Genomic DNA, 14,890 nt, shown 5'->3' with positions numbered 1-14,890 from the left:
CGGAAGAAGACCCATGACCGGCGTGACCACGCCCCGCGTACTCGAACTCCTGCCCGCCGTGGACGTCTCGGGCGGCCAGGCCGTCCAGCTCGTCCAGGGCAAGGCCGACTCCGGCGGCCGGTACGGAGACCCCTACGAGGCCGCCTCGGCCTGGCAGGAGGCCGGCGCCGAGTGGATCCACCTCGTGGACCTGGACGCCGCCTTCGGCCGCGGCCACAACCGCGACCTGCTGCGCGACATCACCGGCCGCCTCGACGTGAAGGTCGAGATGTCCGGCGGCATCCGCGACGACGAGTCCCTGGCCGCCGCGCTCTCCACCGGCTGCACCCGCGTCAACATCGGCACCGCCGCCCTGGAGAACCCGGAGTGGTGCGCCCGGATCATCGCCGAGCACGGCGACAGGATCGCCATCGGCCTCGACGTGCGCGGCACCACCCTGGCCGCCCGCGGCTGGACCCGCGAGGGCGGTGACCTCTTCCAGACCCTCGACCGCCTGGAGTCGGAGGGCTGCGCCCGCTACGTCGTCACCGACGTCCACAAGGACGGCACCCTCAAGGGCCCCAACCTCGACCTGCTGCGCACCGTGTGCGAGCGCACCGACAAGCCCGTCGTGGCCAGCGGCGGCGTCTCCAGCCTGGAGGACCTGCGCGCCATCGCCGGCCTCGTTCCCCAGGGGGTGGAGGGCGCCATCATGGGCACCGCGCTCTACGAGGGCGCCTTCACCCTCCGGGACGCGCTCGCCACCGTCGCGGAGGCCGCACGATGAGCGTCGCCGTCCGTGTCATCCCCTGCCTGGACGTCGACGCGGGACGCGTCGTCAAGGGCGTCAACTTCGAGAACCTGCGCGACGCCGGCGACCCGGTGGAGCTCGCCGCCGCCTACGACGCCGGCGGTGCCGACGAGCTGACCTTCCTCGACGTCACCGCCTCCAGCGGCAACCGCGAGACCACCTACGACGTCGTGCGGCGCACCGCCGACCAGGTGTTCATCCCGCTGACCGTCGGCGGCGGCGTGCGCAGCCCCGAGGACGTCGACCGCCTGCTGCGCGCCGGCGCCGACAAGGTCGGGGTCAACACCGCGGCGATCGGCCGCCCCGAGCTCATCCGCGAGATCGCCGAGCGCTTCGGCCGCCAGGTCCTGGTCCTGTCGGCCGACGTGCGGCGCGTGCGCGAGGGGGACGCCCCCACGCCCAGCGGCTTCGAGGTCACCACCCACGGCGGCCGCCGCGGCACGGGCCTCGACGCCCTCGACTGGTGCGAACGCGCCGCCGAGCTCGGAGCCGGCGAGATCCTGCTCAACTCGATGGATGCCGACGGCACCAAGGAGGGCTTCGACCTGGAGCTCATCCGCGCGGTGCGCGCCCGCATCGAGGTCCCGCTCATCGCCTCCGGCGGCGCCGGAGCCGTCGAGCACTTCCCCCCGGCGGTGGAGGCGGGCGCCGACGCGGTGCTGGCCGCCACGGTCTTCCACTTCGGGGAGTTCACCGTCGCCGACGTCAAGAAGAGCCTGCGCGAGGCCGGACACCCGGTGCGCTGACCTCTTCTCCGCGGCCCCGGAACCGGGAAGGTTCCGGGGCCGCGCGTGTGCCTGCGCCCGCCCCGGGGCCGGGCTCGGACGGCATCGGCGCCCCGCAGGGCAGGGCGGGGCGCGTCCGCCGGCGGAGAGGACAGAGGTGTCCTGCGCCGCGCTGGACGGAATAGCACGGATCGGAAGGGCGCTGAAACAATCTGGTGGAACCTCGGGGTGCCACTGGATAAGTTGACACGGGACCCGTGTGCCCCGCCGCAGTCCGGGGCGCTGCCGACGGTCACCGCCGGGACGTCCCAGGACGCCTCTCCCGGCCGAAGAGGAAACGGGGGAACGCATGGCCCAGGGTACGACCGCAGAGCAGTCGCGGACCGAGGAGGAGGCCTCCCCGCCCGACAGGAGCGGCAGAGGCGTCTTCGGCCGCGGGATGCGCGTCCTGTGGACCGCGGCCAGGACCGAACCCTGGATCTTCCTCGTCGCCGTGGTCGGCGCCGTCCTGCACGCCGCCACCACCGTCGGCTCGGCCAACGTCCTCGGACACCTCACCGACCACACCATCCTGCCCGCCTTCGCGCAGGGCGCCACCACCACCGCCGCGCTCGTCGCGGCAGCCGCCCTGCTCATGGCCGTGGGCATCGGCAAGGCCGTCGGCATCGCCATGCGCCGCCTGCTGGCCGCCCTCATGCAGTTCCGCATGCAGGCCCGCTACCGCCGCGCCGTCGCCCGCAAGTACCTCCAGCTGCCCCTGGCCTGGCACCATCGCCACCCCACCGGGCAGCTGCTGTCCAACGCCAACGCCGACGTCGAGGCGGCCTGGCAGCCCCTGGCGCCCCTGCCCATGGCCGTCGGCAGCGTCCTCATGCTCGTCATCGCCTCTGTCGCGATGCTGGTCACCGACCCCGTCCTGGCCCTCATCGCCTTCGTCGTCTTCCCCGTCCTGGCCGCCGCCAACATCGTCTTCCAGCGACGCGTCTCGCCCATGGCCTCCCACGCCCAGGCCCTGCGCGCCGAGGTCAGCGGCGTCGCCCACGAGTCCTTCGACGGCGCCCTGGTCGTCAAGACCCTGGGCCGCGAGGACACCGAGACCGAACGCTTCACCGGCGCGGCCCACCGCCTGCGCGACGCCCTCATCCAGGTCGGCCGCATGCGCGCCATGTTCGACCCCGTCATCGAGGCCCTGCCCAACTTCGGCGTCCTCGCCGTCCTGCTCCTGGGCATGTGGCGCCTGTCCACCGGCGCCATCGACCCCGGCGACCTCGTCCAGATCGCCTACCTGTTCACGCTCATGGCCCTGCCCGTGCGCTCCTTCGGGTGGCTCCTCGGCGACCTCCCCCGCAGCGTCGTCGGCTGGGACCGCGTCCAGCACGTCCTCGACTCCGAGGGCACCATGGAGCACGGCGAGCGCACCCTCGAGGACAGCACCGACGGCATCGCCCTGACCGCCCGCGACGTCACCTTCTCCTACGCCGACGCCTACACCGCCGACGGCGGGGCCCGCGACCTCATGGACGGCGACGCCGGACGGCCGCGCACCACCGTCCTCAACGGGGTCGACCTCGACATCGCCCCCGGCCGCACCGTCGCCCTCGTCGGTCCCACCGGCTCGGGCAAGTCCACCCTCACCACCGTCCTGATGCGGCTGGTCGACCCCGACACCGGAACCGTCGCCTACGACGGCACCGACGTGCGCACACTGGCCCCCGGCCAGATCCCCCGCCACGCCGCACTCGTCCCCCAGAGCACCTTCGTCTTCGAGGACACCGTCCGCGGCAACATCACCCTGGGCGCCGACGTCGACGACGCCCAGGTCTGGGCCGCCCTGCGCCTGGCCCGTGCCGACGGCTTCGTCGCCGAACTCGACGGCGGCCTCGACGCCCCGCTGGGGGAGAAGGGCACCACCCTCTCCGGAGGCCAGCGCCAGCGCCTGGCCCTGGCCCGCGCCCTCGTCCGGCGGCCCCGCCTCCTGATCCTCGACGACGCCACCTCCGCCGTCGACCCGCAGATCGAGGCCCAGATCCTCTCCGGGCTGCGCGAACGCGACAACTCCGCCACCGTCGTCGTGGTCGCCTACCGCCGCGCCACCATCGAACTGGCCGACGAGGTCGTCTACATGGAGCGCGGCCGCGTCCTGGCCCGCGGCACCCACACCGAGCTGCTGGCGAGCTCGCCCGGCTACGCCAAGCTCGTCACCGCCTACGAACTCGCCTCAGCAGAAGCAGCAGGAGCACCTGTGCCCGAACACCCCGGACCGGTCGAACCCGCCCGCCCCGGCAGCACCGAGGAGGCCGGCCGATGAGCGCACCCGCCCGCACCCGGGGCGAGGACACCGCCCCGCAGCAGGACACCGGCAGCTCCGCCCCGATGGGCCTGTCCACCGACACGGCCCTGGAGACGATTCGACGCGGCCTCCGGCTGTCGCCCGAGTTCGCCCAGGGCCTGTGGCTGACCATCGCCTTCGCCGTCGCGGCCACCGTCGGCAAGGTCGTCGTCCCCATCGCCGTCCAGCAGATCATCGACAACGGCATCTCCGGCGAGGGCGGTCCCGACCTTGCCTTCGTGGTGCGCGTCGTCGCCCTGTGCGCCCTTCTGCTGGCCGTCACCATGGTCTGCTCCTACCTGATGAACCTGCGGCTGTACCGCGCCACCGAGTCGGGGCTGGCCACCCTGCGCCGCAAGGCCTTCCGGCACGTGCACGACCTGTCCGTGCTCACCCAGAACAGCGAGCGCAAGGGCGCCCTGGTCTCCCGCGTCACCAGCGACGTCGACCAGATCAGCACCTTCATGCAATGGGGCGGCATCCTCCTCATCGTCAGCACCGGCCAGCTCCTCATCGCCACCACCCTCATGGCGATCTACTCCTGGCAGCTCACCCTCGTGGTGTGGGTCTGCTTCCTGCCGCTGCTCTTCGGTGTGCGCCAGCTCCAGAAGCTCCTGTCCAAGGCCTACCTGCGTGTCCGCGAGCGCACCGGGGACATGCTCGGCGTCATCGGCGAGACCGTCATGGGCGCCTCCGTCATCCGCGCCCACGGCATCGAGAAGCGCACCGCCGAACGCATCGACACCACGGTCCTGGCCACCCGCCGCGCCCAGGTCCGCGCCCAGCGCCTCTCGGTCGCCGTCTCGCCCTTCGCCGAACTCGTGGCCGCCGTCGGCAACACCGCGGTCGTCCTGGTCGGCGTCTGGCTCGGCGTCGGCGGCGACCTCACCGCCGGCCGGCTCATCGCCTTCCTCTTCCTCATGAACCTGTTCATCCAGCCGATGATCATGGCCACCGAGATCTTCAACGAGGCGCAGAACGCCATCGCGGGCTGGCGCCGCGTCCTGGGCGTGCTCGACACCACCCCCGACATCGCCGACCCCGGCGAGGCCGGCAAGGTCCTGCCCCGCGGTCCCGTCGACGTCGCCTTCGACAAGGTCACCTACTCCTATCCCGACGGCCCCGTCGTCCTCGACGGCATCGACGTGCGCATCGCCCCCGGCACGCGGGTGGCCGTCGTCGGCGAGACCGGGTCGGGCAAGACCACCTTCGTCAAGCTCCTGACCCGCCTGATGGACCCCGACGAGGGCGCCGTCCTCCTGGACGGCACCGATCTGCGCGAGGTCGCCTTCACCTCCCTGCGCAGCCGCGTCGTCATGGTCCCCCAGGAGGGCTTCCTCTTCGACAGCTCCCTGGGCGACAACATCCGCTTCGCGCGCCCCGAGAGCACCGACGCCGAACTGGACGCCGCGATCCGCGAACTGGGCCTGTCCGAATGGCTCGACAGCCTCGCCCACGGCCTCGACACGCCCGTGGGCCAGCGCGGCGAGTCCCTCTCCGCCGGAGAGCGCCAGCTCGTGGCCCTGGTCCGCGCCTACATCGCCGACCCCGACCTGCTCGTCCTCGACGAGGCGACCTCCGCCGTCGACCCGCACACCGAGGTGCGCATCCAGCGTGCCCTGGACCGGCTCACCCGCGGCCGCACCTCCGTGGCCATCGCCCACCGCCTGTCCACGGCCGAGGCGGCCGACCGCGTCCTGGTCTTCGACGGCGGGCGCATCGTCCAGAGCGGAACCCACGCCGAGCTCGTCGCGCGCCCCGGCGTGTACGCCGACCTCTACGCCTCCTGGGTGCGCTCCTCGGCGTGACCGCCGGAGCGCCCGGGGCGCCTCAGCGCCCCGACAGCCGCCACCAGTGCGCCGCCAGCAGCTCGGCGACCAGAGGCTCCGCCAGCAGGCTCACGTCCGGGTCGCCGTCACCCGGGTAGCGCACCACCAGCTCCGCCCCCGGCAGCCGCTCGCGGCCGGGGGTGGGGCCCACCGCCACGAACCGGCCCCGCAGTTGCAGCAGGTGCTCGGCGAAGCGCTCGTCGTAGGACGAACCCGCGAACAGCAGCGCCCGGTAGTCGGTCACCGCGGCCAGATAGCGGTCCGAGTGCGACCACTCGCCCGTCTCGCAGGAGTGCGCCACCACCACCGGCCCCTTGCGCAGCACCTGGACGCCCTGGAACGCCGACGCCGTCCGCTCGGCCGGGGCCACCAGGTGGATCCCGTCCGGGGAGCGCAGGACCTCATCGGCCCGGGGCAGCCACTCCGGCGCCCCCTCCAGCAGCGCACGCGCCGCGTTCGCCGCCCGGCGCAGCAGGCTCGGCAGGTTGCGGCTGGCCCCCGCCGCCGGCGCGCCCAGGCGGTGCCCCAGCAGCAGGAGCAGCGCCGTCGCGTGCTGGTAGGCCCGGCAGCCCAGGCCGGAGGCCTCCTCCCCGGCGTGCAGCGGCACCAGCAGGTCGGCGTAGCGCGCCACCACGGCGTCGGGGTCCGCGGCCAGCACGACCACGGGGGAGCGGCCCACGTAGCGGTCCAGTACCGTGCACAGCTCCCGCTGGCCGCCGCCCAGACTCACCCCCACCACCAGCGTCTCCGTCCCCGCCGGAGGGTCCTCGGCGGAGGAGGAGGACTCGGCGTAGGCCCCGATCCCCGCCCGCCGCAGCCGGGCCGCCGCGGTCTCGCACACCCGCCGGGCCGCCCCGATCCCCAGGAAGCGCACCGAGGCCGGCTCGTCGTCGAGCAGCGCGGGCAGCGCGGCGTAGGGGTCCCAGCGGGGAAAGCGGTCGGCGAGCGCGTTCAGCGCGGCGGGCATCCCCGCCAGGTCGGCGGACAGGGCCTCGGCGGTCACGGCACTCCTCACGGGTCCTCTCGGTCGGCGGGCCGCCCCCGGCGGGCAGCCCTCGCCGAGGCACTCTAACCCGCGCTCACCGCGCCCCGGTGAAGGGCGGTCGGCGGACCCCCCTAACCTTGGGGACATGAGCGTCACCAGCCTCTCCCCGGACATCGCCGCCCGCCTCACACGCAACGAGGACGGCCTCGTGCCCGCCGTCGTGCAGCAGCACGACACGGGAGAGGTGCTCATGCTCGCCTGGATGGACGACGAGGCGCTGCACCGCACCCTCACCACCGGCGCCGCCACCTACTGGTCGCGCAGCCGCCGCGAGTACTGGGTCAAGGGCGCCACCTCCGGCAACACCCAGCGCGTGGTCTCGGTCGCCCTCGACTGCGACGGCGACACCCTCCTGGTCCGCGTCGACCAGAAGGGCGGTGCCTGCCACACCGGCGACCGCACCTGCTTCGACGCCGGACGGCTCCTGTGAGCGGCGCGGCCGCCGGCGGGCGGGTACGCGGCGAGTACGCCGCCGCGATGCTCGCCCTGGTCGCGGGAGCGGGCCTGCTGCTGTTCTCCGCGGGCCGCGTCTGGGCCACCGGCGAGCTCGCCGCCCCGGGGCCCGTCACCGCGACCCGGGTCGAGATCACCGGTGCCGACCTCACCGGGACCCTGAGCGGCATCGGCTGGGCAGGCCTGGCCGCGGTCGCCGGCCTGTACGCCTCCAAGGGAACGCTGCGCCGCCTCGTCGGCCTCCTCGTCGCCGCGGGAGCCGCCCTGGCCCTGGCCGCGGTGTGGAACGCCACCCGCCCCGAGGCGCTCCTGGCCGCGGTGAACGCCGCCGGAGCGGCCGGGAACGCCTCGGCCGCCCAGGCGCCCGCGCTGTCCGCGGCCGGGCCGGTCATGTCCGCGGCCGGAGCCGCGCTCCTGCTCCTGGCGGGGGCCGCTGTGATCTTGCGCTCCCCCTCCTGGCCGGGCATGGGCAGCAGGTACGATCGAGTTGCCGCACCGCGTGCGAACCGGGCCGGGACACCTGCCGACCTGTGGAAATCGCTGGACGCCGGTGACGACCCCACACTCGACGCCCCTGGCGCCGGTGTGCCCGCGCGCCCCGCCTCCGGGGACGGGATCCCACCCGCACAGCCGACCGGACGGTCGGCCGAACCGAAGGAGAAGCCCTGATGGCTGCCGAACACCACGACGACCACGACGACCACGGCAACACCGTTTCCGCCTGGTTCCTCACCGGAACCTGGATCGTGGCCTGGACCGTGTCGGCCGTCGCCATCGTCGCCGGTGGCGACCTGATGCTGTGGGTCTCCGTCGGCCTCGGCGCGAGCATCGTGTTCGCGATCGTCGCCGGCGCGATGAAGAAGGCCGGCCTGGGCCGCAAGGCCCCGCGCCCGGTCCCCCCGACCCGCGAGGAGTGGGAGTCCTCCCGCCTCGCGGCCAAGTGACCGACGGACCCGGGGCGTGTTCCGCGGAACACACCCCGGGTCCGGGGCCCGTAGCCCAGAGCAGCTGAAAAGCCGCTGAGCACGGGGAAATGGACGAAGGTCCCGCAAGGCGGGTAGATTCACCCCACCGGCACTGAACAGCCGCAGCGGCCGTCCGGCGGAGCACTCCGCCGAACCGGCCGCGCAAGCAACTGCCTGCGGCGGACACGCTCCGGTGCCCTCGCCCCTGCCCCAGTGGGAACCGGTGTGCCGCGTGTGCGCCGCATCCAACCCTTGTCACAGGAAAGTGGTCTCATGAGCTACGGTCCCCCTCCCCCCGCAGGTCCTCCCGGCGGCGGCTACGGCCCGCCCGGAGGAGGCTACGGTCCGCCCCCCGGTTCCACTCCTCCCGACAACGGCCTGACCTGGGCCATCGTCGCCATCTTCTGCTGCTGGCCCTTCGCGATCCCCGCGATCGTCAACGCGACCAAGGTCAACGACCTCTGGAACCGCGGCGACCAGGCGGGCGCCCTGGCGGCCCAGGCCCAGGCGAAGAAGTGGACCAAGATCGCCTTCATCCTCGGCATCATCGGGATCGTGCTGTGGACCGCCGCCATGGCGTGCAGCGTCATCGTCGGCGGTGCCGCCACCACCACCACGTACTCGACGTACTAGCAGCCGGCGTTCTCCTGCCCCCGTGCGCACCGGGCGCCCGGGGGCAGAGCCCGCTTCCGCACCTCCCCGACCCTAGGCTGGTTCACGTGCAGCCCCACCACAGCGAAACCCCCACCCAGCCGTCAGGAACCCTGCCGCTGGGACAACGCGTCCTGCGCAGGCTGCACCGGGTGCCCCCCGTGCTCTGGCCTCTGGGTTTCGGAGGCCTCGTCCTCGCCGGTGCGACACTTCTGCACTTCGTCGACCCCAACGAGCCGGGCCACTACCCCACCTGCCCGTGGCTCATGATGACCGGCACCTTCTGCCCGGGCTGCGGTACCATGCGCGCGATCGCGCTGACGACCAACGGCGATATCCTCGGTGCCGCCAGCATGAACCCCTTGCTCCTGCTGCTGGGCCCCTATCTCCTGTGGGGCTACGCGCGCTGGGTCTGGACGGCGGTCAGGCCGCCCGCGACACCGCCCAGGCCCACACCGATCTGGTTCCTGTGGGCCCTCGTGGTGACCATCACGGTGTACTGGGTGGCACGCAATCTCCCCTGGTTCTCCTTCCTGGCCCCGGGAACCCCTCTGTTCCCCGGCTGGTGAACCCCCTGTGAATTCCTCGGAAAGGCCCACCACATGAGTTACCCGCCGCCGCCCTCCGGTTACGGCATCCCCCACGGACACGGCGGTCCCCCTCCCGGGGAGATGCCGAAGACCTATCTGGTGCACAACATCCTGGGCATCCTCAGCTGCGCGGCCGTCGCCGGGATCATCGGGCTCGTCTTCTCCCTCCAGATCAGCGGCAAGTGGCAGGCCGGCGACTACGCGGGCGCCCAGGATGCGTCGAAGGTCGCCAAGATCATGGGGATCATCGGCCTCGTCGCCTTCGTCCTCGGCGTCCTGTACGTCGTCGCCGTGCTCGGCATCATGGCCATCGGCATCATCGGTGCGGCAAACGCCCCCGATCCCGGTTACACCACCTACTGAGCGGGGCGGACGCGGCCCGTGCCGGGGGGTGGCGTCACTCCGTGCGACCGGGGTCGGTACGATGACCAGCACACGGCGCGACGGCCCGACAGCCGGACGTGCCGCGCGGCGGGCCGCCCCGGCGGCCGCCGCGACCGGCCACAACACGAGGGGGCAGTAACTGGTGAGCGTGCTCGACGACATCCTCGACGGGGTACGCGCCGACCTGGCCGAGCGGCAGGAGGCCCTCCCGCTGGACAGCCTCAAGGCCCAGGCGGAGTCCGTGCCCGCTCCCCAGGACGCCGAAGCCGCTCTGCGCCGCCCCGGTGTGCAGGTCATCGCCGAGGTCAAGCGGGCCAGCCCCTCCAAGGGGCCCCTCGCGACCATCACCGACCCGGCGGCCCTCGCCCGCGACTACGAGGCCGGCGGCGCCTCCCTCATCAGTGTCCTCACCGAGCAGCGCCGCTTCAACGGCAGCCTGGCCGACCTCCAGGCCGTCGCCAAGGCCGTCGACGTCCCCCTGCTGCGCAAGGACTTCGTGGTCAGCTCCTACCAGCTCTGGGAGGCCCGCGTCTTCGGTGCCTCCGCCGTCCTGCTCATCGTCGCCGCCCTTCCCCAGGAGGCCCTCGTCTCCCTCATCGAGCGCGCCCGCTCGCTGGGACTCATGCCCCTGGTGGAGGTCCACGACGAGGAGGAGGTCGCCCGCGCCGTCGACGCCGGAGCCACCGTCATCGGCGTCAACGCACGCAACCTCAAGACCCTGGAGGTCGACCGGGACACCTTCGCCCGGCTCGCCCCGCTCATCCCCTCCGACCGCGTCAAGATCGCCGAGTCCGGCATCCGCGGCCCGCACGACCTGCTGGCCTACGCCGGAGCCGGCGCGGGAGCCGTCCTCGTCGGAGAGAGCCTCGTGCGCGGCCGCAACCCGCGTGAGGCGGTCGCCGACCTCGTGACCGCAGGCGCCCACCCGGCGCTGCGGGACCGCAACTAGGAGACCGACAGCTCCATGGGAACGGCGACGGAACCGAACGCCCGCGCGGCCGCATCCGGCCGCAGACGGCGATGGCTCTAGGGAACCCGCACATCCACCGCGGGTTCCCGATGCCGCGTTGACCCATGTCAGAGCGCGCCCGGGCACGGCCCGCGGCGCCGTCCACCGGTCGGCGCGCGCACCCCGCCGCGTGCGGCCGCGGGGGAGCCGTCGGCCCTTCCAGAAAAGAACGTCCCATGAGCCACAACCGACAGATGCCCGACGCGCACGGGCACTACGGCCGCTTCGGCGGCCGCTTCGCACCCGAGGCGCTCGTCGCCGCTCTCGACGAGGTCGAGACCGAGTGGGAGAAGGCCCGCCAGGACCCCGCGTTCCAGGCCGAGCTCGCCGAGCTCCTCAAGGACTACACCGGCCGCCCCAGCGCCCTCAGTGAGGCCCGCAACTTCTCCGAGCACTGCGGCGGCGCCCGCATCCTGCTCAAGCGCGAGGACCTCAACCACACCGGCTCGCACAAGATCAACAACGTGCTCGGCCAGGCCCTGCTCACCAGGCGCATGGGCAAGACCCGTGTCATCGCCGAGACCGGGGCCGGACAGCACGGCGTGGCCACCGCCACCGCCTGCGCCCTCCTGGGCCTGGAGTGTGTCATCTACATGGGTGAGGAGGACACCCGCCGCCAGGCGCTCAACGTCGCCCGCATGCGCATGCTCGGCGCCGAGGTCGTCCCCGTCACCATCGGCAGCCGCACCCTCAAGGACGCCATCAACGAGGCGTTCCGCGACTGGGTGGCCAACGTCGACCGCACCCACTACCTGTTCGGCACCGTCGCCGGTCCGCACCCCTTCCCCAAGCTGGTGCGCGACCTGCACTTCGTCGTCGGGGCCGAGGCCCGCGAGCAGGTCCTCGAACGCGTCGGCCGCCTCCCCGACGCCGTCGCCGCCTGCGTCGGCGGCGGGTCCAACGCCATGGCGATCTTCGCCGCGTTCATCCCCGACGAGTCCGTCGCCCTGTACGGCTTCGAGGCCGGCGGCGAGGGTGCCGACACCCCGCGCACCGCTGCCTCCATCACCGCCGGCAGCCACGGCGTGTTCCACGGCGCCCGCACCTTCGTCCTCCAGGACGAGTACGGCCAGACCCTGCCCAGCCACTCCATCTCCGCCGGGCTCGACTATCCGGCGGTGGGCCCCGAACACGCCTACCTCGCCGAGACCGGCCGCGCCTCCTACGAGCCGATCACCGACGCCGAGGCCATGGAGGCCTTCCGGCTGCTGTGCCGCACCGAGGGAATCATCCCCGCCATCGAGAGCGCCCACGCCCTCGCGGGGGCCCGCAAGCTGGGCGAGAGGCTCGGCCCCGACGCCGTCGTGCTGGTGAACCTCTCTGGGCGCGGCGACAAGGACGTCAACACCGCGGCCGCCTACTTCGGCCTCGTCGACACGGAGGACCAGGCATGACCGGGACGACCCTGCAGACCAAGCTGGCCCAGGCCCGCAGCGAGGGCCGGGCCGCCCTCATCGGCTACATGCCCGCGGGATTTCCCGATGTGGAGTCCTCCATCCGCGTCGTCCAGGCCATGGTCGCGGGCGGCTGCGACGTCATCGAGGTGGGCCTGCCCTACTCCGACCCCATGATGGACGGCCCCACCATCCAGCGCGCCGCCGACCTGGCGCTGGAGGCGGGCACCACCACCGACGACGTGTTCCGGGTGGTGGAGGCGGGCGCCGCCACCGGCGCGGCCACCCTCGTCATGTCCTACTGGAACCCCATCGAGCGCTACGGTGTGGAGCGTTTCGCCCAGAACCTGGCCAAGGCGGGCGGAGCAGGCGTGATCACCCCCGACCTCCTCCCCGAGGAGGCCGAGGAGTGGATCGCCGCCGGTGACCGGGAGGGCCTGGACCGGATCTTCCTCGTCGCCCCCTCCTCCACCGACCGGCGCCTGGCCCTGACCGTCCGGGCCTGCCGAGGATTCGTCTACGCCGCGTCGCTGATGGGCATCACCGGTACCCGCGAGCAGGTCTCCGACACCGCCGAGGGCCTCGTGCGGCGCACCCGCGAGGCCGCCGGGGATTCCGGCCTGCCGGTCTGCGTGGGCCTGGGCATCTCCAACGCGGCCCAGGCCGCCGAGGTCGCCGCCTATGCCGACGGCGTCATCGTCGGCACCGGCTTCTGCCAGAGGGTCCTGGACGCCCCCGACCTTGAGACCGGTCTGATCGCGGTCGAGTCCTTCGCCCGGGAGCTCGCCACCGGCGTCCGCGCCCGCTGAGGCCGTACGCCCCCTTCCCGGGGGACGTCCGGGCAGGGGGTCCGGGGCCTCGGGCACTGGCGGTGGGACGCCCTCTCCGAAGGGCGCCCCACCGCTTTTCCGTGCAGGTCAAGCACAGGGTTAACAAGGTGAGAATCGGGTGAGAGGGCGCCCTCCCGAGCCCGGAAAAGCTGTCATCACGGGCACAGCGGTGGTGTGATGGCGCTGTCCCCGGCAGCGGCGGGCGCCCGCAGGCGCACCCTGTTCCCCTGACTCCGGGAACCGGGGCGGCCACAGCCAGTAGGATCGCTGGCATCACCCAGAGCTACCATGCGAGCACAACATGCGGCAGACCGAGACCCCCTCGTCCCAGACCCCTGCGACGGACACGTCCCCCACCTCCTCCCGGCCCGGCACCGGTGCACGCTGGAACACGGTCCAGCCCTGGCTCACCCTCGCCTGCCGGCTCGGCCTGGCCGGGGTACTCCTCTACTCCGCGGTCTCCAAGTACCCGCCGGCCCTGTCCGTGCAGGCGGTCGAGGCCTACGACCTCTTCCCTCCCGACATCGCCCGCCTCATCGGGTACACCCTTCCGCTCTTCGAGCTCGCCCTGGCCGTCCTGCTGCTGCTCGGCCTGGCCACCCGCTTCACAGGAGCGGTCTCCACGCTCCTCATGCTCGTCTTCATCGCCGGAATCATCTCGGCCATGGCCCGCGGACTGAGCATCGACTGCGGCTGCTTCGGAGGCGGCGGGCAGGTCGACCCGGAGGAGACCACCTACGGGCTCTCCATCGCACGTGACATCGGCTTCGCCGCCATGGGCGCCGTCATCGCCCTCTGGCCCCGCTCGCCCCTGGCCGTCGACCGGGCGCTCGGACTGTTCCGGTGACCCGTCCCTCGGCGGTCGGAACGCAGCACACCACCCCACACAGCAGAGAACCGGGAAAGAACATGGGCAGTGAAGCGCGCAGGCGCTCCCGCGAGAAACTCAAGGAACAGCGGGCCAAGGAGCGCAAGGCCGCCCAGCGCCGCAAGAACCTCATCGTCGTCGGCATCGCCGTGGTCGTCGTCCTCGCCATCGTCGGCATCGGCTATGCCGTCCTCAACGCCGACCGCCAGGAGGACTTCGCGGGCGACCTCGCCCCCCAGACCCTCCAGGAGGACGGCAGCGTCGTCATGGCGGCCGAGGGCGCCGAGGCACCCGTCGTCGAGGTCTACGCCGACTACCAGTGCCCCGCCTGCCGCCAGTTCGAGCTCACCACCGGTGACCTCCTCAAGGAGAGCGCCGCCCAGGGCGAGGCCGTCGTCCACTACCGGCCCATCAGCATCTTCGCCGAGCAGCAGGTGCCCATCAGCAGCAACTCGCTGCGCTCGGCGGCCGCCGCACGCGCCGCAGCCGACGCCGGGCTCTTCGTCCAGTACAACGACCTGCTCTTCGAGCACCAGCCCACCGAGGGCCGGGAGGGCTACACCCCCGAGCAGCTCAAGGAATGGTTCGCCCAGCTCGGGCCCACCCCCGAGCAGCAGGAGGAGTTCGACGCCCGCGTCGACGAGGAGGCCGAGGTCGTCTCCCGCTTCACCGAGGACTTCCTTCCCCCGCTGGCCCAGGACGCCCAGGAGCAGATCGGGCAGGAGACCCTCGGCACCATGGTCCTGAGCGATCTGCTGGCCTGGGGAGCCGACAACGGCCACGACCCCTCGTTCCTGGACGGTACCTACACGGGCGAGATCATCGAGGCCACGGGGAACGCCTACACTCGCTTCAGCGGAGACAACGCGCTCCGCGGCACGCCTTCCGTCTACATCAACGGCGAGTTGCTCGACAACGACACCGCCATGACGGTCCGGGGCCTCTCCGAGGCGATCTCCTCCGCCGAGCCCGGCGAGGTCGGGACCGAACCGATGGGCGACGGGGGCGACGCCGAGCAGAACTCCTGA

General features: G+C 72.7%; 16 protein-coding genes. 15 read left to right on the top strand and 1 reads right to left on the bottom strand.

Annotation, left to right across the window (positions count from 1 at the left end; all coding sequences use genetic code 11):
• Positions 1–13: 13 nt before the first annotated feature.
• From priA to FHS13_RS16665, 4 genes are all read left to right on the top strand, one after another.
• Entirely contained in the window at positions 14–766 is a 753-nt protein-coding gene (gene priA / locus FHS13_RS16680) for a bifunctional 1-(5-phosphoribosyl)-5-((5-phosphoribosylamino)methylideneamino)imidazole-4-carboxamide isomerase/phosphoribosylanthranilate isomerase PriA (protein WP_184292855.1), read from the top strand.
• Positions 763–1,536: an imidazole glycerol phosphate synthase subunit HisF gene (hisF, locus tag FHS13_RS16675; protein WP_184292854.1), complete on the top strand. Its 774-nt coding sequence runs from the start codon at positions 763–765 to the stop codon at positions 1,534–1,536. The genes priA and hisF overlap by 4 nt, the downstream gene beginning before the upstream one ends.
• 328 nt (positions 1,537–1,864) lie before the next feature.
• On the top strand, positions 1,865–3,823 hold the full coding sequence (locus FHS13_RS16670; RefSeq protein WP_184292853.1) for an ABC transporter ATP-binding protein: 1,959 nt from the start codon (positions 1,865–1,867) through the stop codon (positions 3,821–3,823).
• A complete protein-coding gene (locus tag FHS13_RS16665; protein ID WP_184292852.1) occupies positions 3,820–5,652 on the top strand; it encodes an ABC transporter ATP-binding protein in 1,833 nt (610 codons plus the stop codon). Before FHS13_RS16670 ends, FHS13_RS16665 begins: the two co-directional genes overlap by 4 nt.
• Positions 5,653–5,674: 22 nt before the next feature.
• Here FHS13_RS16665 and FHS13_RS16660 read toward each other — a convergent pair whose 3' ends face one another.
• Entirely contained in the window at positions 5,675–6,676 is a 1,002-nt protein-coding gene (locus FHS13_RS16660; protein ID WP_184292851.1) for a sugar isomerase, read from the bottom strand.
• Between the two features lie 127 nt (positions 6,677–6,803).
• On the opposite strand from FHS13_RS16660, the gene hisI reads away from it, so the two are divergent.
• From hisI to FHS13_RS16605, 11 genes are all read left to right on the top strand, one after another.
• Complete coding sequence (gene hisI, locus FHS13_RS16655) at positions 6,804–7,148, top strand: phosphoribosyl-AMP cyclohydrolase (protein ID WP_184292850.1); 345 nt, start codon at positions 6,804–6,806, stop codon at positions 7,146–7,148.
• Positions 7,145–7,840, top strand: a complete 696-nt coding sequence (locus tag FHS13_RS16650) for a Trp biosynthesis-associated membrane protein (protein WP_420221257.1) — start codon at positions 7,145–7,147, stop codon at positions 7,838–7,840. Before hisI ends, FHS13_RS16650 begins: the two co-directional genes overlap by 4 nt.
• On the top strand, positions 7,840–8,115 hold the full coding sequence (locus FHS13_RS16645; protein ID WP_184292849.1) for an HGxxPAAW family protein: 276 nt from the start codon (positions 7,840–7,842) through the stop codon (positions 8,113–8,115). The genes FHS13_RS16650 and FHS13_RS16645 overlap by 1 nt, the downstream gene beginning before the upstream one ends.
• Before the next feature lie 294 nt (positions 8,116–8,409).
• On the top strand, positions 8,410–8,769 hold the full coding sequence (locus FHS13_RS16640) for a CD225/dispanin family protein (protein ID WP_184292848.1): 360 nt from the start codon (positions 8,410–8,412) through the stop codon (positions 8,767–8,769).
• An 86-nt stretch (positions 8,770–8,855) separates the two neighbouring features.
• Positions 8,856–9,356, top strand: a complete 501-nt coding sequence (locus FHS13_RS16635) for a DUF2752 domain-containing protein (RefSeq protein ID WP_343065062.1) — start codon at positions 8,856–8,858, stop codon at positions 9,354–9,356.
• A 33-nt stretch (positions 9,357–9,389) separates the two neighbouring features.
• On the top strand, positions 9,390–9,740 hold the full coding sequence (locus tag FHS13_RS16630) for a CD225/dispanin family protein (protein ID WP_184292847.1): 351 nt from the start codon (positions 9,390–9,392) through the stop codon (positions 9,738–9,740).
• 163 nt (positions 9,741–9,903) lie between these two features.
• Positions 9,904–10,710 carry an indole-3-glycerol phosphate synthase TrpC gene (trpC, locus tag FHS13_RS16625; RefSeq protein ID WP_184292846.1) on the top strand — a complete coding sequence of 269 codons (807 nt, stop codon included), beginning with the start codon at positions 9,904–9,906 and terminating at the stop codon, positions 10,708–10,710.
• A gap of 236 nt (positions 10,711–10,946) precedes the next feature.
• On the top strand, positions 10,947–12,164 hold the full coding sequence (gene trpB / locus FHS13_RS16620; protein ID WP_184292845.1) for a tryptophan synthase subunit beta: 1,218 nt from the start codon (positions 10,947–10,949) through the stop codon (positions 12,162–12,164).
• Complete coding sequence (trpA, locus tag FHS13_RS16615; RefSeq protein ID WP_184292844.1) at positions 12,161–12,973, top strand: tryptophan synthase subunit alpha; 813 nt, start codon at positions 12,161–12,163, stop codon at positions 12,971–12,973. Before trpB ends, trpA begins: the two co-directional genes overlap by 4 nt.
• A 322-nt stretch (positions 12,974–13,295) precedes the next feature.
• Positions 13,296–13,841 carry a MauE/DoxX family redox-associated membrane protein gene (locus FHS13_RS16610; RefSeq protein ID WP_184292843.1) on the top strand — a complete coding sequence of 182 codons (546 nt, stop codon included), beginning with the start codon at positions 13,296–13,298 and terminating at the stop codon, positions 13,839–13,841.
• 62 nt (positions 13,842–13,903) lie between these two features.
• Entirely contained in the window at positions 13,904–14,890 is a 987-nt protein-coding gene (locus FHS13_RS16605; protein WP_184292842.1) for a DsbA family protein, read from the top strand.

Source organism: Nocardiopsis algeriensis, assembly GCF_014203695.1.
Classification (GTDB): domain Bacteria; phylum Actinomycetota; class Actinomycetes; order Streptosporangiales; family Streptosporangiaceae; genus Nocardiopsis; species Nocardiopsis algeriensis.
The sequence above is the reverse complement of the archived record's forward strand: the minus strand, read 5'-3'. Positions and strand labels throughout refer to the sequence as shown.